At 39.6% G+C, this 24209-nt stretch carries 15 protein-coding genes; 5 read left to right on the forward strand and 10 right to left on the reverse strand.

All coding sequences use genetic code 11. The annotated features are described in order from the left end of the window. Positions 1–84: 84 nt before the first annotated feature. Entirely contained in the window at positions 85–528 is a 444-nt protein-coding gene (locus ACMX3D_RS29930) for an Rrf2 family transcriptional regulator (protein ID WP_482749381.1), read from the reverse strand. A gap of 450 nt (positions 529–978) precedes the next feature. Here ACMX3D_RS29930 and ACMX3D_RS29935 point away from each other — a divergent pair, with 450 nt between their 5' ends. Next, entirely contained in the window at positions 979–1392 is a 414-nt protein-coding gene (locus ACMX3D_RS29935; RefSeq protein ID WP_482749382.1) for an AbrB family transcriptional regulator, read from the forward strand. A 347-nt stretch (positions 1393–1739) separates the two neighbouring features. On the opposite strand, the gene ACMX3D_RS29940 is transcribed toward ACMX3D_RS29935, so the two are convergent. Next, positions 1740–3638: a chloride channel protein gene (locus ACMX3D_RS29940; RefSeq protein WP_482749383.1), complete on the reverse strand. Its 1899-nt coding sequence runs from the start codon at positions 3636–3638 to the stop codon at positions 1740–1742. A gap of 754 nt (positions 3639–4392) precedes the next feature. On the opposite strand from ACMX3D_RS29940, the gene ACMX3D_RS29945 reads away from it, so the two are divergent. Beyond that, positions 4393–4773 (forward strand): hypothetical protein, encoded by a 381-nt coding sequence (locus ACMX3D_RS29945; protein WP_482749384.1) that lies wholly within the window; start codon positions 4393–4395, stop codon positions 4771–4773. Positions 4774–4836: 63 nt separating this feature from the next. Here the strand turns inward: ACMX3D_RS29945 and ACMX3D_RS29950 are convergent, their stop codons facing one another. Beyond that, on the reverse strand, positions 4837–6456 hold the full coding sequence (locus ACMX3D_RS29950) for an ArnT family glycosyltransferase (protein WP_482749385.1): 1620 nt from the start codon (positions 6454–6456) through the stop codon (positions 4837–4839). A 456-nt stretch (positions 6457–6912) separates the two neighbouring features. Between ACMX3D_RS29950 and ACMX3D_RS29955 the strand changes: the two genes are divergently transcribed. From ACMX3D_RS29955 to ACMX3D_RS29965, 3 genes are all read left to right on the forward strand, one after another. After that, on the forward strand, positions 6913–8517 hold the full coding sequence (locus ACMX3D_RS29955) for a hypothetical protein (RefSeq protein ID WP_482749386.1): 1605 nt from the start codon (positions 6913–6915) through the stop codon (positions 8515–8517). Between the two features lie 177 nt (positions 8518–8694). Continuing rightward, the gene (locus tag ACMX3D_RS29960) at positions 8695–9396 is read left to right on the forward strand and encodes a cyclase family protein (RefSeq protein WP_482749387.1); all 702 of its coding nucleotides are present in this window, start codon (positions 8695–8697) and stop codon (positions 9394–9396) included. Between the two features lie 170 nt (positions 9397–9566). After that, positions 9567–11060, forward strand: a complete 1494-nt coding sequence (locus ACMX3D_RS29965; protein ID WP_482752458.1) for an aldehyde dehydrogenase family protein — start codon at positions 9567–9569, stop codon at positions 11058–11060. Positions 11061–11201: 141 nt separating this feature from the next. Here the strand turns inward: ACMX3D_RS29965 and ACMX3D_RS29970 are convergent, their stop codons facing one another. The 7 genes from ACMX3D_RS29970 to ACMX3D_RS30000 form a co-directional block, all read right to left on the reverse strand. Then, a complete protein-coding gene (locus tag ACMX3D_RS29970) occupies positions 11202–13148 on the reverse strand; it encodes a S8 family peptidase (RefSeq protein WP_482749388.1) in 1947 nt (648 codons plus the stop codon). A 34-nt stretch (positions 13149–13182) separates the two neighbouring features. Next, the gene (gene lepB / locus ACMX3D_RS29975; RefSeq protein WP_482749389.1) at positions 13183–15696 is read right to left on the reverse strand and encodes a signal peptidase I; all 2514 of its coding nucleotides are present in this window, start codon (positions 15694–15696) and stop codon (positions 13183–13185) included. Between the two features lie 14 nt (positions 15697–15710). Beyond that, positions 15711–16682: a CHAT domain-containing protein gene (locus ACMX3D_RS29980; RefSeq protein WP_482749390.1), complete on the reverse strand. Its 972-nt coding sequence runs from the start codon at positions 16680–16682 to the stop codon at positions 15711–15713. A 213-nt stretch (positions 16683–16895) separates the two neighbouring features. Further along, positions 16896–18121 (reverse strand): ISAzo13 family transposase gene (locus tag ACMX3D_RS29985; protein ID WP_482752268.1). Its coding sequence is split into 2 segments (ribosomal slippage): positions 16896–17641 and positions 17641–18121, totalling 1227 coding nucleotides; the frame shifts between segments, so codons are not numbered across the junction. A 569-nt stretch (positions 18122–18690) separates the two neighbouring features. After that, positions 18691–19074: a response regulator gene (locus ACMX3D_RS29990; protein ID WP_482749391.1), complete on the reverse strand. Its 384-nt coding sequence runs from the start codon at positions 19072–19074 to the stop codon at positions 18691–18693. Beyond that, positions 19071–20570 carry an ATP-binding response regulator gene (locus ACMX3D_RS29995; RefSeq protein ID WP_482749392.1) on the reverse strand — a complete coding sequence of 500 codons (1500 nt, stop codon included), beginning with the start codon at positions 20568–20570 and terminating at the stop codon, positions 19071–19073. Before ACMX3D_RS29995 ends, ACMX3D_RS29990 begins: the two co-directional genes overlap by 4 nt. Next, entirely contained in the window at positions 20563–24138 is a 3576-nt protein-coding gene (locus tag ACMX3D_RS30000; RefSeq protein WP_482749393.1) for a PAS domain S-box protein, read from the reverse strand. The genes ACMX3D_RS29995 and ACMX3D_RS30000 overlap by 8 nt, the downstream gene beginning before the upstream one ends. Between the last annotated feature and the right edge of the window lie 71 nt (positions 24139–24209).

The raw sequence follows: 24209 nt of genomic DNA on the forward strand, positions 1-24209 counted from the left end.
GTGTCTATATTTCATGATGGGATAGAAGTGTTCAATAGAAAAAATCAAAATACCAAATATTTACTATTGACCGTTGACTATGGACTAAACGACAAAACTTGCTTCTTCCCCTAAAGATGCTTGCCAACTGCGGGCATCGTAATAAAGATCTGCCAATGTAATACTGTATAAAGCTTCTTTAAGTTTTTGATTGAGTCTTTGCCAGAGAGTGTATGTTACCCAATCTTCTGCTTGTATTGGTGTTGGGTGGCGATCGGGAATATGGGTAATGGTTTCACCTACGGCTTCTAATATTTGTCCGATGGATATTTCTCTGGGTTCTCTTGCTAGTTGATATCCGCCAATGCTGCCACGAATTGATTTGACTAACCCTGAACGGCGCATTTCTATGAGTAATTTTTCCAGGTAAGGTGCAGGAATATCTTGACGTTGGGCGATCGCTCTGACAGATACAGGCCCATAATCTGGCTGTAAGCTTAAATCTAGCAATGCCTTTACACTGTAATGTCCTTTGGTAGTTAGTTTCATTATTTTTTAGTCAAGAGTCAAAAGTCAAAAGTCAATGGTCAATGGTCAATGGTCAATAGTCAATAGTCAATAGTTAAAAAACTACTAATAAATAACTCTTGCCTTTGACAGTAGACTATGGACTATTGACTAAAGATCAGGCTTACTTATCATTTTGTGTTCCCAGAAGCAAGCTGACTGAGTAGATAAACTTTTTCGCCTTAGTTTAGAAAACTTAAACAAGTATAGTTTAGCAGTTTTTCATTCACTATATATATTCACCAGCATTGTCGATATCTACATAATAGATTGTCTTGACATTATTGATAATTGTGCAACAATTCTGGCTAGGATTGTAATATACTTGGCTAGGTTGATATAAAAACTAAAGGATTTTGTTCCTATCAACTCAACCTCAGCTAAAATAAAATCGATTCAACTACTTCAACCATTCATTTTCCATCTAAGTTGATGCCTAAACAGAAAAAAATTGAACCCCTAGTCGGGGAAGATCTGCTCAGAAAAGTCAAAGAGCTAGAGAACCTTAGCAAAGAAGAAAAAGCTAAGCAGTGCGGCTACTATACCGTTACCAAAAATGGTATAGAGCGTGTCAATATGATGAAATTTTTGAATGCTCTCATTGATGCTGAAGGCATTCAGTTAGATAGTGCGCCCAATGCAAATGGACGTGGTGGACGCAGTGCCAGCTATCGTATTAGCGTACAATCCAACGGTAACTTACTGATTGGTTCAGCTTATACAAAACAGATGAATCTCAAACCAGGTGATGAGTTTTTGATCACTTTAGGGAAGAAACACATTCGCTTGCGTCAAGTAGATCCAGAAGACAGAGAAGGTCTTGAGGAAATAGAAGCCACAGCTTAATAAATAGTCAAGAGTCCAAAGTCAAGAGTCAAGAGTCAAGAGTCAAGCAATTTTGGATTTTAGATTTGCGATTTTAGATTGACTGTACCCACAAGAGGATACAGCGTGGGGACTTTAAATTGATGATTTTCGAGTTCGCTTACAACGGCGCGGGGCTTGTACTGAAAAACAAATCCAAAATCCAAAATCCAAAATCTAAAATTGGCACAGTCAATAATTGCAGTCGAAATAATGACCAATGACTATTGACCATTGACCATTGACCAATGACTATTGACCAATGACTATTGACCAATGACTATTGACCATTGACCATTGACTATTGACCATTGACTATTGACCATTGACTATTGACCATTGACCATTGACTTTTGACTAAAAATATATTGGTGGAGTGTTTTGCGGGTGACTGCCAAATTGCATGTTAATGCGATTTGCTCTTTTTCTAATAAACCCAAAATTCGCTCGTGGTTGTCTCTAGCTACCACTGGTAACTGATGCAAACCACGCAAAGCCATGCGATCTAAAGCTTCAGATAAAGGTTCATCCCGCCAAGCATAAAGAATTTCAGTGGTGCAGATATCCATGAGAGTTTGATTGGATAATTCACTGCTGATTTCTGTAGCAGAGTTTTGGTAATTTTTCCAGCGAGCAAGAGCGCGATTAATGTCTTCTAAAGAAATAATCCCGACTAATTGCTCGGCTTCATTAATTACTAAAGCACTGCGGGTGCGATCGCGGGTCATTTCCATCGCAGCTTCTAACAATCCTAAACTTGCAGGCAATTTTTTTGGGCAGGAAAGTACAGCATCTTCCACTAAAATTTCCTGCACAATTTCTGCTTGCTCATCTTTCAAATCAGCTAACCCAAATTGCTGTAGTTTCGAGTTAGAGTTAACATTTGGTTTAATTTGATCTATCAACCACACACTTAAACCCACCGCCGCCATTAACGGTAAAACAATGCGGTAATCACGAGTTAATTCAAACAGCATGATAATTGCCGTTAATGGCGCTCTCACACTAGCCGCCAGTACCGCCGCCATCCCCACCATTGCATAGGCAGGCGGTGCAGCCATGTATGCGTTAATTCCCGGTGCTATGAGACATAAAATTTTGGCATAAGCCGAGCCAAAAGAAGCACCCAAAAACATAGCTGGGGCAAATAAACCCCCAACGAAACCACTCCCCGCACTAATTGCAGTCATTAACAACTTGACTACCAGCAACGCCAGCAGCAGGTTTAATGAAAACTCCACATCTTGAAGCATGGCTTGGACAGTACCATAACCAATGCCTAAAATCTGCGGGAATTGCAAAGCCACTAACCCTAAAATCACACCACCGATAATGGGATGAATTGCTTTCGGAATGTGTTTGAAAAATCTAAAACCAGGAACTGAGCCGGCAAAACAAGCTTTGGCTAATCGAATTAACTCTGTGTATGACAAAGAAATCAGACTGGCTCCCAAACCTAAGCCTAGATACAAAGGCAATTCAAAAGGGCTGCGGACTTGGTATACAGGTAAAGCAAAGGCAGGTTGCGCTCCTAAGCCAATTTGGGCAATTAATGAGGCCACAACGGCGGCGAGTAACACTACACTCACCGCCGAAGTTGCGAAAGATGTTGCCCCCATAACTACTTCTAAAGCAAAAAATACCCCAGCGATCGGTGCATTAAATCCGGCTGCTAAACCCGCCGCCGCACCAGCGCTTAAAAGTAAACGTTGGCGCTCTTGGGAGACTTGGAGGATGAGAGACAACAACATCCCGAAGTTCGCGCCAATTTCGACACTCGGCCCTTCTGGCCCCAAAGAAGCACCACTTCCTAAAGAAACAGATGCCGCAATCATTTTTGTGACTGGCCTTAAAGGTCGTTTAATTGCTGTTCCTTGGGAGGCTGCAATTAAAGTTGACAACCCAGGCCCAAAATCTTGAGTGCGCCAGCGCATGAACCCAACAATTAATCCCCCCATAATGGGAACACAAGCTAAAGTCCAGGCTCCCCAAGTACCAATTACGCCCATTAAATCTTCCAGCATGAGATGGTGAATTAGCTGGATTAAATAGTGAAATGTCACTACACCCATACCAGTACCACCACCAATCAGTATGGCTAAAAACAGCACGACGGTTTCTGGGGAAGGTTGAAAACGGTTAATGAGATGGGTAAAACGGCTGGAAGGTGTAGGAAGTGCAGGTTGTTCCATTACCTTCCTGAGGTTGGTGGGAGGCAAGAGAGTCATGGAAAGAGGGGGGGTAAATGTAAGAAAAAATTTAAATTATTATCTGTTACTTCTCATTGTGAGCCATTATTTATCAACCAGACAAGTCAGTTAGATTGCCTGGATTTATAACGAAGAATTCAGAACTCAGGAATCGGAATTCAGTATGCAGACAAAATAAATACTTAAGCGCAAATGTGGCGCGTTATAGCAAGCACTGTGGCGAAACTATCAATATCTTGCGTACTTAAAACTCTCTCCTTTTGTGGGTAGAGGATTCTGAATTCTGTTTTCTGACTCCCTTTTATAAAGCTTTGATTAAAAAAATATGTTGGTTGAAAGTTTTTTTGGAGAACAGCTACATATGAGAAAATTAATATTCAATGGTCTGCGATCGCTGTTATGGTACAAATGAGCAGTTTTTCAATTTTATCTAGATAAAATACAGTATCAATGAATTGAGTAGATGTACCATAAGTGAGCAGCAAACAGCAGTCATCCTCACTGAAATGTAGCTATACTCGTGTTGCGACCATTGAGTTATCCCTAGTAGAACACGGAACAGATGATTGACTGTGCCAATTTGAGATTGGAGATTTTTTTGGTTCATACCCCGTACCCTTGTGGTTGGAGTCAATCCAAAATCAAAAATCCAAAATCCAAAATTGTTGGGCTGATGTCGTCATCCCCCAACGAGAAACCTACTAAGTATTACTCAGAAATTCAATATAACTATTTTTATAGAGCGAGTGGATGGACTAGGCGGACAAGGTAAATGAATACACCCATATTTGATCATCATTATGTTACTTGCCCTATTTGCCAAAGACATGCTAAACCCAAACCAATCAAAACTTACATAGGTTTGTTTACTTGTCCGTATTGCCAGGAAAGATTAGTCGTCTGTCGTAGCGGTCATTATGTCCGTGATCCGTTTACATTTAAGCAAATGATGCTGGCTTCGGCATTACGCCGTCAAAGTAGCCCTTTTGCGAGAATTATCCGAGATTTTCTACCCCTCAAGCGTCCTTTGCTTGCTCTAGCATTGGGTAGTGCAGTTTTATTAGGTGCGATCGCCATAACGCAGCAAAACACCAACCACGATGAGTCAGTGCTGCCTCAAAACGAAAGAATTCAAGAGAGAAATCGAGATTAGGGAAGGATGAAGTGTGAAGTATGAAGTGTAAAATTTCATACTTCATACTTCATAATTCATACTTCACAAACGCGAAGTTTCTTTGGTAATTAGTTTCCAGCCTTCAGCTTGATCAATAACCTTCATTGATTCTAGTTGCAGGTTGTGGAGCGCTGCGGTATTGAGTAAAAAGTATGGGTTGCTGTTGTAGTGCCAATAATATTGCAGTTCACCCACAGTAGCGGGAATAATATTGCGATCGCTATAAAAATCTAAAGAAGAACGATGGTAAGGAAAAGATGTATAAATCTTTTTCACCGCAGGATTGGCACGGGATATCATTGTGGCGACTGGTTTGACTGGATAAGCTTCTGATAATTCCCAAGCCCAATAATTAGATTTCACTAATAAAAATAGCGAAACATAACTTCCCCAAAATAAAATCTTTAAAAATTGGCTGTCACCGCGTTCTGCTAAAATAGCTGCCAAAATCATTGTGATTGCGACTGCGGCAAAAATCAGTTGTAAATCAGTTTTAGGCGGTATACCCCAACTGAAGTACATACTACTAGCAGAAGCCATAACAGCAAGTATAGACAAGCCAGCTACCCAACTCCGGGGATAAGATGACAGTAAAGGTGAGTTTTCTGTCTCGGCTAACAGCGCCCCAAACGCTAAAGCTAAACCTGGGTAAATTGGTAATATGTACCAAGGTAACTTGGCATCCATCAACGAAATACTTAACAAGTAAACCCCACACCATACCTGGACTAGTTTTGCCCAACTAAGGTTGCGATTTTCCCAGGTGTAACGCACAGTTTGCGGTGCAAACAGTAACCACGGCCATGTCCACTTCAAAAGCTCGATAATGTAATACCAAGGTGCTTGAGAATTTTTAACAAAAAATGTCTCCACGCGGTTGAGAGATTGATTTAGCAAGCCAACTTCTACAAAAGCATAACCATAGTGCCACAGTTGGGCGACATACCAACCCACAGCCGGCAAAATCCCAATCAGGATAGCTGTCCAGAAATAGTAACTGGTAAGTAATCTGGGGGTATCCCAAAACAAAAATATCATGGCGATCGCACCGAGAAATATGCCCAAAAATCCTTGAGTTAGGCATATTAAGCCAAAACTTACCCCAACTCCTAAGCAATAACGCAAATCACGGCGCGATCGCAACACACACAGCATCATCACCAGTAACAAGCAGACTGCTACGCCATCCAACATCGCTAGTCTGCCATAACGCACCACAGGTAGCATTGTTAGATAAATTAACGCACTGTAAACAGCACCCCAACGTTGACGAAAGATTTCTCGACCAATGCAGTAAAGCAAAGGTACAGAAAATGCCGTCAAAATTGCTACAGGCAACCGTGTTGTCCATTCATGCACACCGACAACAGAGTAAGTCCCAGCAATTAACCAATGGGTCAGAGGTGGCTTGTTATAGTACGGTTCGCCTCCTAGGGTAGGATAAAGCCAACGCAGAGAACCTGCTGGCGCACTCCAGATTTCGCGGGAAACTTGTGCTACAGTTCCTTCATCCCAATCTCGCAGCGATAAGCCTCCTAGATTGATGCTAAACAGTAGCACCGCTGCTAACAGCAACACTACTATCCAAGCGCGATCAATCCATTTTTCCAGCGCACGATGCTGCTTTTCTCGATGACCCCAAATAAAGCTTCCTTGTTGCATATTCTACGATCATCATTTTACTTGTTAGTTTGACCTTTCTTAGTGCTGAGTGCTGAGTAAAGAAAAAGTACTCATTGGGCTGTTACGCATTTAAATTTCACGCTGACTAGTGAGGGCTGTCCTATATCATTAGTGCTAACGTGAACGGTCTTTGAACTCAGCAACGCCACTTGCTACAACGGAGGAAACCTCCGCAACGCAGTGGCTCCTGAGCACTTTCAACTCAGCACTTCTCATTGCATAGAGACCAAAGCGCATCTCTAATGTTGCACCTTGTCACAACATTTGTCCTGACAATTACTAGATTCCAAGGTTAACTCAATTTTCTCTGATTAGCGATAATTTTTTTGCGGAAAGCTACGGTTTTTTTTTCACTTTATTTAACACTCATCGATTGATAGAAATGATACAACTGTTACCAGCCTGGTGTGCTAATTACTCGTTAGGAAGCCGTCGATGAGTCTACCTTTTATACTAGATATAACAATTGGATTAGTATTTATTTACTTAATATTAAGTTTATTAGCCTCAGAAATACAGGAATTAATTACGACAATATTGCAGTGGCGTGCTGTTCACTTAAAAAAATCTATCGAAATTCTGATAGCTGGTGATGTGAGCAAATCAGACGACGATAATGTAATTCAATTAGTAAACGACATATATAATCATCCCTTACTCCAAAGTGTCAACCAAGAAGCCAAAGGATTTTTAACTACCCTACCTCGGAAGTTTATTTGGTTATTATCATCTCTTCTTAATAAATTTTCACTTCCCGGAGATAAGAGAACAAAAAGTATTTTTGGCTATGTCAGGAATGGTAAAGATGATGTGAGAAAGCAAAAACACAGTGCGCCTTCTTATATACCTGCGGAAACTTTTGCGACAACGCTGATGGATACATTAGGCTTACCAAAGCTAGTCCAAAAATTAACAGAATCAAGACTGATAAATTTTACACATCAGCAAATCGAGGAAATTACAAGCATATTATCCAGGTTAGAAGCAAGGGTAGAACAGACTGATGATAATATACGACAGTTTTTAGAAAATACTCATGAAGAGTTTAACAAAACTGTTGAGGAGAGTTTTAAAAATATTCTGGCTGATTTTCAAAAAGAGAAAATAGATTTATCTACTAGTCTGAGTCGTATGGCTAAGAGCTTAGATAGATATATTGGCTATTTTGAAGCTGATATGCCTGAAAATGAATTAATCAGTAATGCCCTCCAGCGATTAAAAATTTTAAGAAACGAGATTTTTGATGATATTGAACAGACAATCTGTTTAAAAAGCTTGCGGCCGAATATTAACGAAGTTGTGCAATTAATTAACGTTGGGAGTGAAATTCAGAAAGAATTTATCAACGAGTTTCAAGATAAAGATAGCGAAGCATACCAGACATTCCAATACCTCAGTCAAAGATTAGAACAGTTCAGTCAAAAACTACCGCCATCTGTTGTGGTTAACATGGCGACATTAGCAAGACGCGCTCAATTAAAAGCCAAGTCAACAGAAGAAGGCGTAAATATACTACGCCGAGAAATTGAGCAAACCTTCAATAACTCAATGGAACGAGCCTCTGGTGTTTACAAGCGTAACGCTAAAGGTGTAGCGTTGTTGATTGGTTTTGCGATCGCTATTATTGCCAATGCAGATACCTTCCACATTGTCAGCAGATTGTCAAAAGATACAGCTATCCGCACAGCTATTGTGAATAATGCTGGGCAAATAGTGGAAACTAATACAGCACAAGACTTAAAACAACTCAAAGAAGCAACCGACCAAGTTTTGACAGAAGTTTCCCTACCAATTGGCTGGAACGACGTTAACCTAAATCAGCAACTTCCCAAAGCCATTGATAGTAAAGAATCTACATCCTTTACCATCAAAAACTATTTAAAAATGATTGCTGGCTGGTTCATCAGTGGAATTGCCATTTCAATGGGTGCGCCTTTTTGGTTCGACTTACTCAGTAAAGTTGTGAATGTGCGTAATTCTGGCAAAAAACCCGCAGCTTCTACTCATGAACAGACTACTGAAGGAAACAGTACCTATTAGAGGCCTTGCAAGGGATAGAAAAGCGGGGGTGCAGGGAAATTTTAGATTTTAAATTGCCGATTGTAGATTGAAAGATTGTCCTAATCTAAAATCTAAAATTTAAAATCCAAAATTGATTGACTCAGCACTTTGCTATGTTAGTTGACATTCCAGCAAAGAAAGTTGCTCTGCACTTTTATGCAAATCACTTACTCACGAGTTATACACCTGAGTCATATAATTGACAGAAATATTCCCATCTGGCCAGGAGATCCCCCAGTAGAATTTACAACAGTGGCGGATATTCCAGATGATGGTTATTATCTGCGGTATTTTTCATTGGGGGAACATAGTGCAACTCATATCAACGCCCCTAACAGTTTTTATTCTACTGGTGCAGGCATTGATGAATATCCAGCTGAATCACTAATTGTATCGGCGGTAGTGATAGATATCTGCGAAGTGGCAGGTGATAATCCTGATTATGCTTTGACTATTGCCGATATTCTGGCTTGGGAGGAAGAATATGGTGCAATTGCCAGCGATAGCGTAGTGCTACTTTACACAGGTTGGCAGCACAAGTGGTCGGATAGAAACGCCTTTTTTAACCAGGATGCTCAAGGAATTATGCATTTTCCGGGGTTTAGTAGCTATGCTACGCAATTTTTACTCAACGAACGGCAAATTGCAGGCGTAGGAATTGATACTCATGGTGTAGACCCTGGTCAGGATAATAGTTTTACTACTAACCGCCTAGTGTTGGCACAGCAAGGCATTGTTTTAGAGAATCTTACCAATTTAGATCAACTGCCTCCTAAAGGTACTACATTAGCGATCGCAATTTTCAGATTACGCGGTGGCTCCGGTTCGCCTGTGGGTGTGTTGGCTTTTGTGCCTTAACTTTTGTGTATAACTTTCTCGTCTTCCGCCCATTCTCCAAACTTGACGTTAACGTAGATAACAAATCAAACAATCTTAGATTTTGGATTGCTCTCACAGATAAATCAGTCAAACTTAGAGCCATTCTCCAAACTAAATCTTAATTACGAATTACGAATTACGAATTAATAATTATGACTTTGCTAAATTGTCGCAATTATATCAATGGTCAGTGGGCGGATGCTACCACAGGAAATACTCTCGAAAGTCGTAACCCAGCTTTGGTAAGTGAAGTTGTCGCTACCTTTCCTCGTTCTCAAGCTGAGGATGTAGATAAAGCCGTCGCCGCCGCCCGTCAAGCTTACCGCAGTTGGCGGAAAGTTCCCGCCCCAGCTAGAGCAGAATATATCTTTCGTGTGGGAGAATTACTACTCCAACACAAAGAAGAACTCACTCAATTAATCAGCCGGGAAATGGGTAAACCTCTAACAGAAGCGAGGGGAGATGTGCAAGAAGGTATTGACTGTGCTTTTTATAGTGCTGGTGAAGGACGGCGACTGTTTGGGTTAACAACACCTTCAGAAATGCCCAATAAATTTGCTATGACGGTACGAATGCCTATCGGTGTTTGTGCTTTAATTACACCTTGGAACTTCCCTATAGCTATTCCTTGCTGGAAAGCTATGCCAGCTTTAGTATGCGGTAATACAGTCATCCTCAAACCGGCGGAAGATACCCCCGCCTGTGCAACCAAACTTGTAGAAATTTTCGCCGCCGCAGGTTTACCACCGGGTGTGATTAACTTAGTGCATGGTGTTGGTGAAGAAGTCGGTAAAGCTTTAGTCGAACACCCTAATGTTGATTTAGTTTCTTTCACTGGTTCTTCCGAGACGGGTGCTTTTGTGGGCGCTACTTGCGGACGCACTCATAAGCGTGTCTGTTTAGAAATGGGTGGGAAAAATGCCCAAGTTGTAATGGAAGATGCAGACTTAGCATTGGCTTTGGATGGTGCTGTTTGGGGTGCTTTTGGTACAACTGGTCAACGTTGTACTGCTACGAGTCGCCTGATATTGCACCGCGACATCAAAGAAAAGTTTACTGCGATGCTTTATGAACGTACCAGTAAGTTGCGCCTAGGTGCTGGTTATGACCCAGATACAGAAATTGGGCCGATAATCAATGAAAGGCAACTGCAACGGGTAAATGAATATATGAATATTGCCCGTGAGGAAGGTGCAAAAATCTTAATTGGTGGGGAAATTGCCAGTGTTCGGCAACTAAAGCAGGGGAATTTCTTTCAACCAACTATTTTAGATAACGTTACTCCTGATATGCGCGTCGCCCGTGAAGAGATATTCGGGCCTGTGGTGGCATTAATTGAAGTTAACTCATTTGAAGAAGCGATCGCTGTTCTCAACGATACGAATTATGGTCTTTCTTCTTCAGTTTATACCCGCGATATCAACCGTGCTTTTACTGCCATGCGCGATATCGAAGCTGGGATAACTTACATTAATGGCCCAACTATTGGCGCAGAGGTACACTTGCCCTTTGGTGGTGTTAAACAAACAGGTAATGGTCACCGCGAAGCCGGAACCACAGCCTTAGATGTGTTCACAGAATGGAAGAGTGTGTATGTTGACTTTTCTGGCAGTTTACAACGCGCTCAAATAGATAACCGATAGAACTGACGCGCCAAGGTTAGTTGTTGAGATTGAGTAAACCTGTAGAGACGCGAAATTTCGCGTCTCTACAAACCTGATATTCTCATCAGATAACCCTAACTGAAACGTATTGGGGTATAAGGTATTGATTGGAGCAATCTTTTACTTTAAGTTATTACTCAAGTAGTTTGATGAACAATCCTTCAATGCCTGAACCACACTACTCAAATCATCTCGAAAATCATCAATGGGTAAACCAGCGGCTTGTTTAAAGGCATTTTCCATACGTTGATAAAGCGTAAAATCTGTACCCAGATAAAACACAATTTCTCGCCCAAATATCCGCAGAAACTGTCTTAAATCCTTACCAGACACACCTAAAAATTTACTAATAACCCATTGAAAAGCATCTGACCTAATCTCCTGAGCAAGTGCTGATTTACTAGAATTATCTAATTTAAAAATTAGTTTTTTGAGAACAGAGTCTCCTAAGATTTGAACACTAATTCCCTCAAAAAACGATGGGTCTGAGAGAGTTTGCTCAAACAGATGAATAAATGTTTCAACTCCACCTCTATCTAAACGAACATGGTCAACTTCTCGATAAGCAAGCGGCTCTTGAATATAAAAGTCATCTGGCTTTGGTAGTTCAGCCTTGAGTAACTCGTAAGCATTAACAATACCTGCTCCCCAATTAGTTTTGTCCCATCCAGGAGGTTTAGAACAAGTTTTGCGCAAAAGCTGATCAAAAACTAAAGGAATTCTTGCAGGAACTTTGTAGAGTTTTATTAGCTTATCCCAACCGTGATGAGATAACCATAGTGCTGCAATTCCAGCTACTAAAGGTGCTGCATAGGAAGTACCAATCCTGGGTTTGACAGTGTAAGAGATTTGCCCATCTCTTTTAGTAGCAACTGCAACATATACAAATTCACCAGGCGCAGCCACATCAACTCGGCTACCAATAGCAGAATGCTTGGCGATCGTTCTATCAAAAGTGCTAGATGCAACAGCAATTACTTTATCGTATACAGCAGGCCAAATTGTAAATGGTACTTTATTACCAGCAGCTGCTACTACGATAATTCCTTTTCTTTGGGCATTAATAATTGCTCTGTGGACAGAGAGTGTAGGATATCCTCCTAAACTAATTGAAATTATCCGAATATTCTCCTGTTCAGATTTCTTTGCTGCATCATTAATGGCTTGAGCTAGGTTAGGAGAGAAAATTTCAAAATCTGAACTAGTAGGCCCTAACCTATATGGTTTTACTGTTGCGCCGGGAGCAACGCCTGTAACAAAATTCTTACCTTTTGCATCTTGGATTTGTTGTCCTTCAGGACTAACGATTAAACTTGCTGTTGCTGTACCATGCCAGAAAGCCACGGGAAATAATTCATTTTCTGAGACACCATTGATTACATCTTCTATGGTGATTTGTTCCCTCCCACCCTCTATATACTGATACTGTTTTTCATTTTTTTCATTCTTAGTAAATTGATCAAGATGGAGCTTAGGATCTAGTTCGGGATGAGATAAATAACCTGTATCTGGGTGAGCAATTACAATACCTTGACCAGCTTTATTGCTGTCATTGCCAAAAAATTCTTGCCAAGCTTTTTTAACTTGTAACTGTTCTAGATGCCATTCACAATCTTTGGGTAAATTTTTAGATATAGGTTTTTGTATATATGTAGAAAATTTATTTCTTTTCCTCAGAATAAATTGATTTTGTTTAGCATCAGTATCAGCATCAGTCGAAGAACAACCAGTGCGATCGCTTGGATCTAAGAGTGCAAATCTTGGTTCAACATAGCTGACTTTTTCGAGCCTGCGTAATAAATAAGTTAAGTCCCATGCTTCTGCCACCGTTATCTCCGGATCAGTTGTGATTGTAATATCTAGTAAATCTGGATTGCACTCATCCCAAAGATAATGCTGATTGTTATTTTTATCAAAATTGACACATTCTAAATAGGGTGCTACTGCATCTAAAATATTTTGTTTATCTTCATCCTCTGGAAACTGAATTGTAAAACCTAGAAATCTAGGTTGGAGTTTTTCGGATTGAACATCTTGTAGTTCCTGATTTTCTGAATTATTATTCATGTTTCTATTATTATTTAATATTAATTATTGGTTATCAAATAACTTCACCGATTTTATTGATTGGCCAAAAACGAAATATAACTAGCCCGTCTATTTGTGTCTTAGGAATTAAATGGATATTGAATTTATCATTTTTATTTTGGTCGTTAGTAATATTTACAGTAACCAGATACATATCTTTTGGTAATGTGATTAATGAATCATGATTTTTTATATATTGCAGAAAATTTGTATAAGCAACAAAATTGGATTTATGTAAAACTTCTTCATTGATATAAATCTTGCCATCCTTAATTTTTATCTTATCTCCAGGAATCCCCAAGACTTGTTTAACATCTCGCCTATATTTAAAACCATCTTCTTTCATTGCATTGGTGGGTTTAAATGAAATAATGTCCCATCTCTTTAGTTCTCCAAAATTATATCTAACTCTATCAATGATTAGTAGATCGCCTGTATGTAATCTTGGACTCAAAATTTCTGCTAATGAAGGTGGTACTTTCCAAGTATTTATGGTTACAGGCAAGAGTAAACTAAGTAATAAAACAGCCAAAATAAAAATATTTACTAAGGAATTTTTTACTATAGTTGTTTGATTTTTATTTGAAATAATAGATTTTTTATAGTCTTGATTTAAGGCAATTCTTTGACGCAACAGATTATGAATAAATTGATAACTTCTTCCAGTTTTTTGGACAAACATTTGCTCAGTAGAATAATTAAGAAAATGAGTATAGTTCCAGGGAATATTACCAGTTTGCCAAAGCATCAGACGGATAGTTAAATGTTGTATATATGCCATGCCTCCAGCGTAGAGACTAACACAACCTATAAGTGCTGAAAGCGGTAGAAAAAATTGGGCTAATATAGCTTGTGGTAGAATTATAAGTGTCAAAGTAACTAAAGTAAATAAACCAGATATTTTAGCTGATTGCCGTACTCCTTGATTGGAATCAGCAAAATTATTTAAATTAGTATTGGGTTCAGTGTCTAGTTGTTTGGAATCGACTAATCCTACCAAAATTGCACTAATGACTGCGATCGCTAAACCAGTAATCAAACCCAGCAGTAAAAAATATTGTAGGCTGCTAACAACTAAACCGAGTGGTGTAAAAATAAACACCATGATTATTCCCAGCGGAAAACTGCTAATAAACCCTTGAAATGCAGCTTTCCATACTTTTCTGAAAGACCATGAAGGCCTGATAGCTGTGATTAACTGAATCTCTGAATTGAGGCTGGCAGTTACTGCTAGAAAACCACTCATTAATCCAATCAGCATGTGAAAGCTTAGTTGACCGGCTATTAAACCCAGAGGTAATCCATAAACCCACTCAATGATCAATCCCGCAATTAACCCAGCTGCAATAGGATATGTCCGACGTTGCATTCCAGGTTCCAGCCAACTGGGCTTAATTCGTTCAATCAGAAATTGGGTTTGAGATTCTTGGATCATTCGCTGCGCCAGGAACTTCAGCCAGTGCAGAGTCAGATTTCTGGAATAAAGGCGATCGCTTTGTTTGCGTTCAAACATCCGATCAATATACTTATCCCAAAGATGCTGTTGCCTTTCTTCTAAATTCATCATAGAAAACTCTGAAGCTGGCACATCTTGATATGCCAATGCCATGATGCTTAACATTAGTGGCGTTTGTGCTAATTTTCGCAGCACCGGGTCAGTTTGCATTGCTATCTCGACTCCATACAATTTTTCTTTTGCTTGATTCAGGTAATTTTCAATTTGTTCAGGCTTAAGAGGTTGCAGGAGAAGAGAACTTTGAAACCGCAGGTGTTGAGAGAGGTTTTGATAGGCTTTGAAACGACTACAAACAATGATTTCAGTTCGCCCATACTTTTGACTAAATTGGTTGATGGCTTGTACGCATGATTCTCGAAGATCTTCTCTAACTTCATCTAAGCCATCCAATAAAAGCAGTAATTGTTGATTTTCAATCCAGTTTTTGCTAGTAACTTTGGGGATTTTATAGATACCAGTTTCAAATTCTTTGATTAACCAATCCACCAATTTCCATTTCTCATAAACCCAAGATGAAAGATTAAATACAACTGGAATTGGTGCTTGAGAATCTTGCTCTGCACGCGCGATTAATTCACAGGCAATTTCTAGCATTGTCGTGGTTTTACCAGAACCAGGTTCACCCAATATCAGAAGAGTACGACCAACTCCTAACTCATCGAATTTAGCGATCGCCTGCATACCTGGGGGCAAAAGTTGGCTGAGATGTTCTGGAGTTTCCCACACCAAATCGATCAGATCCAATCGTTCTTCTAATTCCAGTTCAATTTTAATTTTGCTGTAGAGCGATGATCGCTCCATTACACCTTTAATCCAATAATTACGGACTTTGTTTAGCAACGCTTGACGATTTGAACGCTCTTTTTCAGCGGAATTATTGTCGGAATTTTTCTTTAGCCAGTTAAATTGAATTTGAATAATATTTCTTCCAGCCTGACCAATCTGACCGGAATTAGTAGAGTCATTAATATTAGTTCTTTGATTTGGTTCAGGCGATGAAGGCTGATTCACCTAAATAATTCTCCTCAAAAACCGAAATAATGTGAAGCAACACCTAACCAGGGAAGCAATTGAGATAAAATCGCTTGGATTTGCTGCCAAAGTTCTTTACCAGCCGCAATTGTTTCCGGACTTTCTTTAAGAAGTTTGGTGGCTTTTTGTAAACTTTTAGCAGCATAATCTTTATCTGGTTCTTCTTCTTTGACTGCTTCTTTTGCTGCTGCTAAATGAGTGATTGTTTTAGTTTTTTGATTATCAGGTAATGTTGAACTTTGCAGTAGCAACTCCATTTCCCTAATTAACTGGATTACTTCTGTTATACTGATTTGTTTTTCGGAATTGCCTTGATAAATGTGCTGGGTTTGAGTGACATTTCCACCTGCTTGAGCAATTTGACCGGATATTGTGCCGCCACTGATAGAAATAGATTGAACAGGTGTAGATTTTACTTTATCTGTGCCAGCAACTTTTGGTAGACGACTATCATCTAAAATTTGTGCTTGATTTACTGTTCGTCGCCTTGCTTTTAGTACTGGTGTTAGTGATTCTGATGTGCCTGCTGAATTTTGGATATCTTTTAAAGCTATAGCATTGCACCCGACTTGATAAGCATCGTTATATGAGCGTCCAGCAGCCAGTGCATCATAAAACCCGATCGCAAACTGAATTGCTGCTTGGTCGAGAATTTCTTGGTTCATGCCAATGACATAATCAATGTGGCGATGAATCGCGATCGCTTGTTCTTCTGAATAACATGCGTTAAGCAAAACACACTCAACATTTTCTTTACATAACTCAAACAGTCCCGCTAATGCCTCGCTATTAACGAATTGTGGCTGCCGCGATTCTGTTTCTAAAATTAGACCTGCTTTGCCTGCTCCATGCCCTGAGAAATGGACAATTTGTGGTTTTTCGTGCAGTAACTCACGGCGCAAGTCTTCAACTCTTGCTGCCCATCGAATCAATATTTCAAACGAGCTATGATATGGGACTTCCAAGAAATAAATTACTCAGCAAAAATCATAATTTGATATCTATAAGATAATGATAATCATTCTGAGGGGGGTGAGAGGCGGTTGCCGACGGCAACCGCCTCTCACCCCCTAAAAACACTCATAAAAAAGTCTGCACTCTGTAAATAATGTCAGGTGCATTATCATCATTAATATTGATATTTTTTTAGCTGAAAGCTTTAAAAATAGTCAGAGAAATTAAGTGCTGCCACAACAAATATCAACAAACCATTTACCTAAATTGGGAAACTTTTCATTTGTGGAGTTAGTCAGACGTTCTATTTGTTCTTCAATAGCAGACATAGCTTTATTGGTTAGCTTAACTCCTGTTTCATAAGTCTGAGTTATTAATTTAACTACTACAGGATGTTTGCCTTTCCATGTCATGTTTTTTGCAAAATTTAAAGCAGTTTCAACTTCATCGAGAATGCTGCCATTCCAAGACTTTTCTAATATCCCCCATACTCTTTCAATGGGGTTATATTTGCTGTGATAGGGTGGATAGTAGGCTAACCGTATATTTAGTTGATATTGATGAACAAACTCGACTATACGTTTCATGAACTGGGTACGTCTAGAATTATTATCTGTCCCATTATCCTGGTTAAGAATCAGGGTTTTTATTGTGGGAAATCGCCAACTCTCACTCTTCCAAAAATCTTGTAGAGCATCTACAATAAAATCACTCGTTACATTAGACTCTGTAAAGTATAAAAATAGTTCGTCTAATTCTGGAAGGAAGATGCCGTAAGGAGTTACGGTAGTTTTTGGATGAAAATTATGGTCTTCTGTTTCTGTGACAACTCGGTTTTTTCCTCCTCTGTCAAAGCAGCCAATATCTACACGGGCTTTGGCATCCAGACTAAGACGTAAGATACTTGGATCATCCAGAGCGGATTGATTAACTATTGCTAATTGTTCAAAAATTGCGTCTGTTTCTGGAATTTTTTTTGAGGTAAAACTTTTGCTACTCGATTGAGTCTATAACCTAAATCATTCAATTTGATACGAATTGTTTCTTCAGTTGGTAACTGTTCGTCACTATAGCCACACTTTTCAATTAATAGTTTTCTGACTTTGCTTGCTGTTAGGCGTGTATATAACCTCTGGCTTTTAAAACTTGGGTCGGTTTGGCTCTGTGAATCAACTAATTTTTTAATATCTTCTAACAACGAAGGTAAGTGTTCTTCTGCTTTCCATCGACCCCTAGCTGAATAATTATCAAAGCAAGTAATCCCACTGGTTAATTCTTTAATTCCTTTACGAATGGTTTTTCTATCCCATCCCAACTCGTTTTGAGCTATGAGTTGTCCTCCATAGCCTAATCCCATAACAGTCTGCGCTTGAAAACGTCGTCTGGCTGCACCTTTCAATTGAGTAGCTGTTTCCTTGAGCAAACTTTTCAATGAGTCAGTTAATTCAATTGACACTCCAACACACCCCAAAACTCGAACCATATATTGAAATTACTACAAAAAGGGAAGTCACGGCAGCCGATGGCTGCCGTGACTTCCTACCCCCCTATAATGATTATCATTATTATGCTTTGGGGATTTTATTTCTTGGAAGTCCCTATAATGTCCTTTCTAAAGCTTGTTCGACTTGACGCAGTTCTCGATCCAATTCCAAAGGAAGTATATTCTTGTTTTGAGGATTGGCTAACAAGATAAGGATTTTTTTCATATAAGTAGATTTGTAAAGTTTGAGAGGAAAATTCCCAAACTCAAAAAACTGAAAATACTAAAATATTTAACAGCCGCATGAGTAAGATTTACTCATGGAAAAAAAATTAAATATCAAATGTGGTTTGATAAGGATTAAAAGTTTAATTGTAAGGCGAAATAGAGCGATCGCTTTTAACTAATCGCTTGGCATGGTAGCAAATTGCTGATGATACTCCTATGTATACCAGTTATTTTTAGAGTGTATTTTAAACTTGAGGATTTTAGGGTAAATTTAAAGACTTTATTTAAAATGTGTAATATCGGTTTTCTCAGGTGCGATCGCCTGTGTCTAATGCGGCAATAATTTGTTCAGCTAATTTGAGTGGACGGAAAGGTTTGACAAATACGGCGGCGATATCTAACTCGGCAAAACTTTCTTGATCTAAGGGCTGAACTTTGGCTGTAACTAAAATAACTGGGATTTGACTGGTGAGAGGATTTGCTTTGAGTTGTTGGAGTGTGGCGCGACCGTCCATGTCAGGCATCATCATGTCTAATAAAATCACATCCGGTTGGTTGTTAGCAGCGATCGCCAGGGCTTCCTGGCCAGAACTAGCACTCAGTACTGTCCAATTCACGGACATTTCCAAACCCATTTGGGCGATCGCTCTAACATCTTCTTCATCGTCCACAATTAAGACACACTTACTCATAATGCTCCGTTTAATAATGGCAAAATGATATAAAAAGTACTACCTTGTCCTAAAATGCTTTCTGCCCAAATTTTGCCATGATGTTGCTCTACAATGTTGCGGCAAATAGCTAAACCTAAACCTGTGCCGCCTTTGTTGCGAGAATCAGAGGCATCTACTTGGCCAAAACGCTCAAATATTGACTGTAGTTTATCTTGCGGGATACCTCGCCCTTGGTCTTCTACTTCAATTTGCAGGTAATCGGCTGGCAATTTTGCCCGCAACCAAACAGTACTACCCGCTTCGGAAAACTTGATTGCATTGCCGATTAAATTTGTCAGAGTTTGCAGGATGCGATCGGGATCGGCAAAAATTTCGGCAGTGGTTGGTTCAACAATTAAATTAATTTGCGATCGCTCGGCCATTGCTTGCATCGCTTCTGCCGCTTGAATGAGCAAATCGCCAATGTTACAGGGTAATGCCTGCATGGCAATTTTCCCCGATTTCATCCGCTCTAAGTCTAGAATATCGTTGACTAGACGATTTAGACGTTCGATGTTGCTAGTGGCAATGTTTAGGATTTGCTGACCTTTGACAGTTAATGTTCCTAATTTTCCTGTACTTAAAAGGTCGAGTGAACCAATGACAGAAGTTAGCGGTGTTCGCAATTCATGACTTACTAAAGAGATAAATTCGTTTTCTAGCCGCTTGCGTTCGGTAATGTCATGAAAAATATTTAATACACATTGTTTCGCTTCTAACTCAATCAATTCAGCAGATAACAAAACAATTCTGGACTCACCTGATTTAGTACGTAACTCGATTTCTTGATTTTGTAATGAGCCTGTTTCTAATAATTTTTGCCAGATATTAGCATTTTGTTCTTGAGTAATTCCCAGCTGCAACTCAGCTACCGAATGACCAATAATTTCTTCTAAACTATAACTACTAATTCTTAGAAAACTGTTATTTACTTCAATAAAGTATCCTTCATTTAAGGTTGTAATTGCAATTGGGCTAGGGCTAGAACGAAAAGCTTTAGCAAACTTTTCCTCGGCTTGTTGGCGTTCGATAATTTCTTGTTTAAGTCTATTATTTTGTGATTGTAGTTGTTTTTGTAAACTGCGAATTGTCAGATGGTTTTCTACCCGTGCCAGCACTTCTTCAACTTGAAAAGGTTTAGTAATAAAGTCAACGCCTCCAACTGTAAAAGCTTTGACTTTATCGAAAACATCGTTCATAGCACTGATAAAAATTACCGGAATGTCGCAGGTAACAGCATTATTTTTTAAAGATTGACAAACTTCATAACCATTCATTTCTGGCATATTTATATCCAGTAAAATCAGATCTGGTGGCGCTGCTTGCGCTCCTCGCAAACCAGCCGCACCTTTAGTAACGCTTCTGACTTTGTAACCTTGTTCTGTCAACATAGAAGCTAAGAGATACAAGTTTTCTGGCGTATCATCAATGACTAAAATATTAGCTTTTGGATTCTCTAATGGCTGGCTATACATTATCTTTACCTTGAGTTAGGTCGATAATTTCATCAAAACAAAAACGATTTACTAAGTCAGTCAGGCTTTGAGATAAAGTTAAATGAGTTTCGGGAATTTGGGCGATTAACTGCAAAATTATTTCTGCGTCTACTTGAACAGCTGCTTGATATAAAGCATTGCGCCATGCTTCTGGCATCATTTGTAAGTCTTGAGGTTTGAGAATCGCTAATTCAGATGTAGCGAATTGCATCTGGTCAAGATTTTCTTGTTCATGGGCATAAATGTAACTAACTCCCAGAAATTCCGCGATTTTACTAAATAGAACTTCTTCTCGAAAAGGTTTGCGGATGAGGTCATCACAACCAGCCGCTAAAATATTCGACCTTTGTTCTTCAAAAGCGCTGGCGGTGAGGGCGATAATTACTGTGCGGGGTTTGGAGGTTGAGATTTTTGCCTTGTTTTCTTGCTCCATTGCTCGAATCTTTCGTGTTGCTGTATATCCATCCACGACAGGCATTCGCATATCCATCCAAATTAGGTGAGGATGCCATGCTTGCCAAAGTGCGATCGCTTCTTGGCCGTTAGCGGCGGCGAGAGTTTCAAAACCAATGGTATTAAATAATTGCGTTAATAAATCGCAATTGTCCTTGCGGTCATCAACTACGAGAATTCGATAAACTGGTTGACTTGGTGTGAGTGCAATTACTTTGCGTGGTAGTGTTTGTGGTGTAATTTCTAATGGTTGTGCTAGTTCAATTTTGATATCAAAGTAAAAAGTTGAACCACGACCCAATACACTTTGAAGTCGAATATCCCCACCCATTAATTGCACAAATTGACGGCTAATTGTTAACCCCAGTCCGGTTCCTTCTCTGACTTTTTTACTGCTGGCAGTCTGAACAAATGGCTGAAATAAATTATCTAATTCTTCTTCAGCAATGCCTAATCCTGTATCTTCAATTTCAAATGCAAGGAAGAATTGATGATTATCTGGGTCATTTATAGGTTGATATTTTTCTGTTTCCTTGTCATCTTGACCGAGTTTGACGCGCAATGTAACTTTCCCAATATTGGTAAATTTGATGGCATTGCTCAATAAGTTGATCAAAATTTGCCGCAGTTTGCTTTCGTCGGAGAAGATGTATTGCGGCAAATTAGGAGCAAGTTCAAATGAAAGTGACAACTTTTTGGACTCGGCGCGTACCCGAAACATTTCTTGGAGGTTTTGCAATAACCCATACAAATCAAAAGCTGTAGGATTCAGCGTAATGCGTCCAGCTTCGATTTTGGACATTTCTAGCACATCATTAATTAAGTTGAGCAGATGTTCTCCACTGCGGTTAATTGTGGCTAGAGAATCTCGCTGACGTTTACTCAGGGTGGTGTCTCGTTCCATTAATTGGGCAAAACCCAAAATTGCATTGAGTGGTGTTCGCAGTTCATGACTCATGTTGGCTAAGAAGGCACTTTTTGAACGGTTGGCAGTTTCGGCGGCTTCTTTGGCAATTCTGAGTGCTATTTCGGCTTTATGCCGCGATCGCCCAATGGCGATTAGTTCACTTACTCGTTGCAGTAAGTTGATTTCTTCTGGAGTCCAAGTTTTAGATTGATTAATAGCATCTAATTCTAGTAATCCTACGACTTTGCCAGCGTAAATCATAGGAACAGCCACTACCGATTTAATTAATTCTGTCTCGGTGTTTGCTGTTGATGGCATCTCTGCAATGCGACTTGCTTGTAAACTTTGGATAGGATTACCGTTGAGAATTTGATCATAAAACCAAGGTAACGGCTCAGATGCACTGGTGTTGCCTAACAAGTTGCTGCTGGGATTACGCCACTCATACGCCAGGTGAAATTGCTGTTGTTGGTCGTAGTATTCAAAGATGCAGCTGCTTTCAGCTCCCATAAATTCAGCGATCGCTTGCAGTGTAAAATTAATGGCGGTGTCTGCATCTTGGTCGATAAACTGGCGAGAAATGCTGGTGAGTAAGTTGTCCATCCTCGCCCGATGCTCAAGGGCGGCTTCGGCTTGTTTGAGATCGCTAATATCTGTAATTACGGCATCTATACAGCTTTCCTCATGATTTTGTCTCAGGGACAATAACCCCCAACCCAGAGATTGATCCCGACGACAGATTTGGACTTCAAAGTTACGGACTTCACCTTGCTGTTCTAATTCTGCTAATAGTGTTTGGCGATCGCTTGGGTTAGCATAAAACTCTGTTGTAAATTGCCTACCAACTAAATCAGCCGCAGAGTTATAACCTAAAATTTTGGCTTGGCGTTGGTTGGCTTCCAAAAACAAACCATCTTCTATACGAATACGTGCAATCCCTACTTGAAAGTTTTCAAAAATGTTGCGGTATTTCTGTTCACTGCGACGGAGAGCTTCTTCTGCTTGTTTGCGATCGCTAATGTCAGCAACTACTACTTCTACACAATTATCTTCTACATTCCAACGTAAAGAAAATAAACCCCAAATCAACTTGCCATCGAGCCGATTAAACTGTAGCTCGATGTTATTGAGTGTACCTTTTTGCAGCAGTTCTTTTAATACACGCTGGCGATCGCTGGGGTTGGCATAAAACTCTGTGGTAAATTTTTTGCCAATTAACTCGGTTTCACAACTGTAGCCTAATAGCTGAGCAACGCGTTGATTAGCATCTAACACTAGTCCATCTTCAACGCGACAGCGCAAGATGCCAAATTGAGAGTTCTCAAACAGGTGGCGAAATTTTTGCTCACTTTTTAGCAAAGCTGCTTCGGCCTGTTTGCGTTCGGTAATATCTCGAAAACTCCAAACACGCCCAATAATTTTATTACCTCTCCATTGAGGTTGAGAGTAACGCTCAAAAACCCGTCCATCTTTCATCTCTACTAAATCAAAAGCTGCTTGTTCTGGGCATTCATAAACAAGTTGCTTGACTCTGGCAATAAACCCTTGAGGATCTTGCGTTTGTTCAGACATCAACATAAATCGTTCATTGTTTTTATCAGGTTGCAATAACGATTCGGGAATTGCCCACATTTGCCGGAATTTTTGATTATAAACCGATACGTTACAATCTTGATTAATAACTAAAATCCCATCAGCAGTTGACTCTAGTGTTGCTTGCAAAAGAGATAATGTTTCTGCTTGTTTTTGTTCTGCTAAAGAGCGTTCTGCTTCCCACTGCTTTGCTTGCGTGATATCTCGAATTACTAGTACAGAAGATTTGTCACCTTCAGGAAGTGCAACACAATTGCCGGATATTTCTAAAATTTTTAAAGAGTGATTTCTGCTTTCATAAAATTCGTATTCTTCTGTAACTTCACACTTTCCCTCTAGCACTTTTATATTGGGATAAAACTCTGGGGCTACAATTTTACCAGCTAGACGCAGGCATAATAAGTCGCTGAGCTTAGCATTAAGAACTAGAATATGTGATTGGTTAACAAGTTTGTCAAAAGCAGAATTGCACCATTGTATTTTGCCATCGCTATTCGTCCAGACAATTGCATCTGCGATCGCTCCTAGCACAACCTCCATTCTGCCTAAAATTGCCCGTAATTGCTTGACCAAAGCAGTTAAATGTATGCTCATCAGCAAACTCCTGTTTAAGAAGCAGGGATAATCTCAAATTTGATTAAAAATTTATTATTAACGTGAATTTG

Source organism: Anabaena sp. TISTR 8404 (assembly GCF_056847745.1).

What these genes read in the sequence shown, in the direction of transcription:
- ACMX3D_RS29945 (WP_482749384.1), top strand. Translation starts at nt 4,393, where the DNA reads ATGAATACACCCATATTTGATCATCATTATGTTACTTGCCCTATTTGC.
- ACMX3D_RS29960 (WP_482749387.1), top strand. Translation starts at nt 8,695, where the DNA reads ATGCAAATCACTTACTCACGAGTTATACACCTGAGTCATATAATTGAC.
- ACMX3D_RS29990 (WP_482749391.1), bottom strand. Translation starts at nt 19,074, where the DNA reads ATGAGTAAGTGTGTCTTAATTGTGGACGATGAAGAAGATGTTAGAGCG.
- ACMX3D_RS29955 (WP_482749386.1), top strand. Translation starts at nt 6,913, where the DNA reads ATGAGTCTACCTTTTATACTAGATATAACAATTGGATTAGTATTTATT.
- ACMX3D_RS29995 (WP_482749392.1), bottom strand. Translation starts at nt 20,570, where the DNA reads ATGTATAGCCAGCCATTAGAGAATCCAAAAGCTAATATTTTAGTCATT.
- ACMX3D_RS29940 (WP_482749383.1), bottom strand. Translation starts at nt 3,638, where the DNA reads ATGACTCTCTTGCCTCCCACCAACCTCAGGAAGGTAATGGAACAACCT.
- ACMX3D_RS29935 (WP_482749382.1), top strand. Translation starts at nt 979, where the DNA reads ATGCCTAAACAGAAAAAAATTGAACCCCTAGTCGGGGAAGATCTGCTC.
- ACMX3D_RS29970 (WP_482749388.1), bottom strand. Translation starts at nt 13,148, where the DNA reads ATGAATAATAATTCAGAAAATCAGGAACTACAAGATGTTCAATCCGAA.
- ACMX3D_RS29950 (WP_482749385.1), bottom strand. Translation starts at nt 6,456, where the DNA reads ATGCAACAAGGAAGCTTTATTTGGGGTCATCGAGAAAAGCAGCATCGT.
- ACMX3D_RS30000 (WP_482749393.1), bottom strand. Translation starts at nt 24,138, where the DNA reads ATGAGCATACATTTAACTGCTTTGGTCAAGCAATTACGGGCAATTTTA.
- ACMX3D_RS29930 (WP_482749381.1), bottom strand. Translation starts at nt 528, where the DNA reads ATGAAACTAACTACCAAAGGACATTACAGTGTAAAGGCATTGCTAGAT.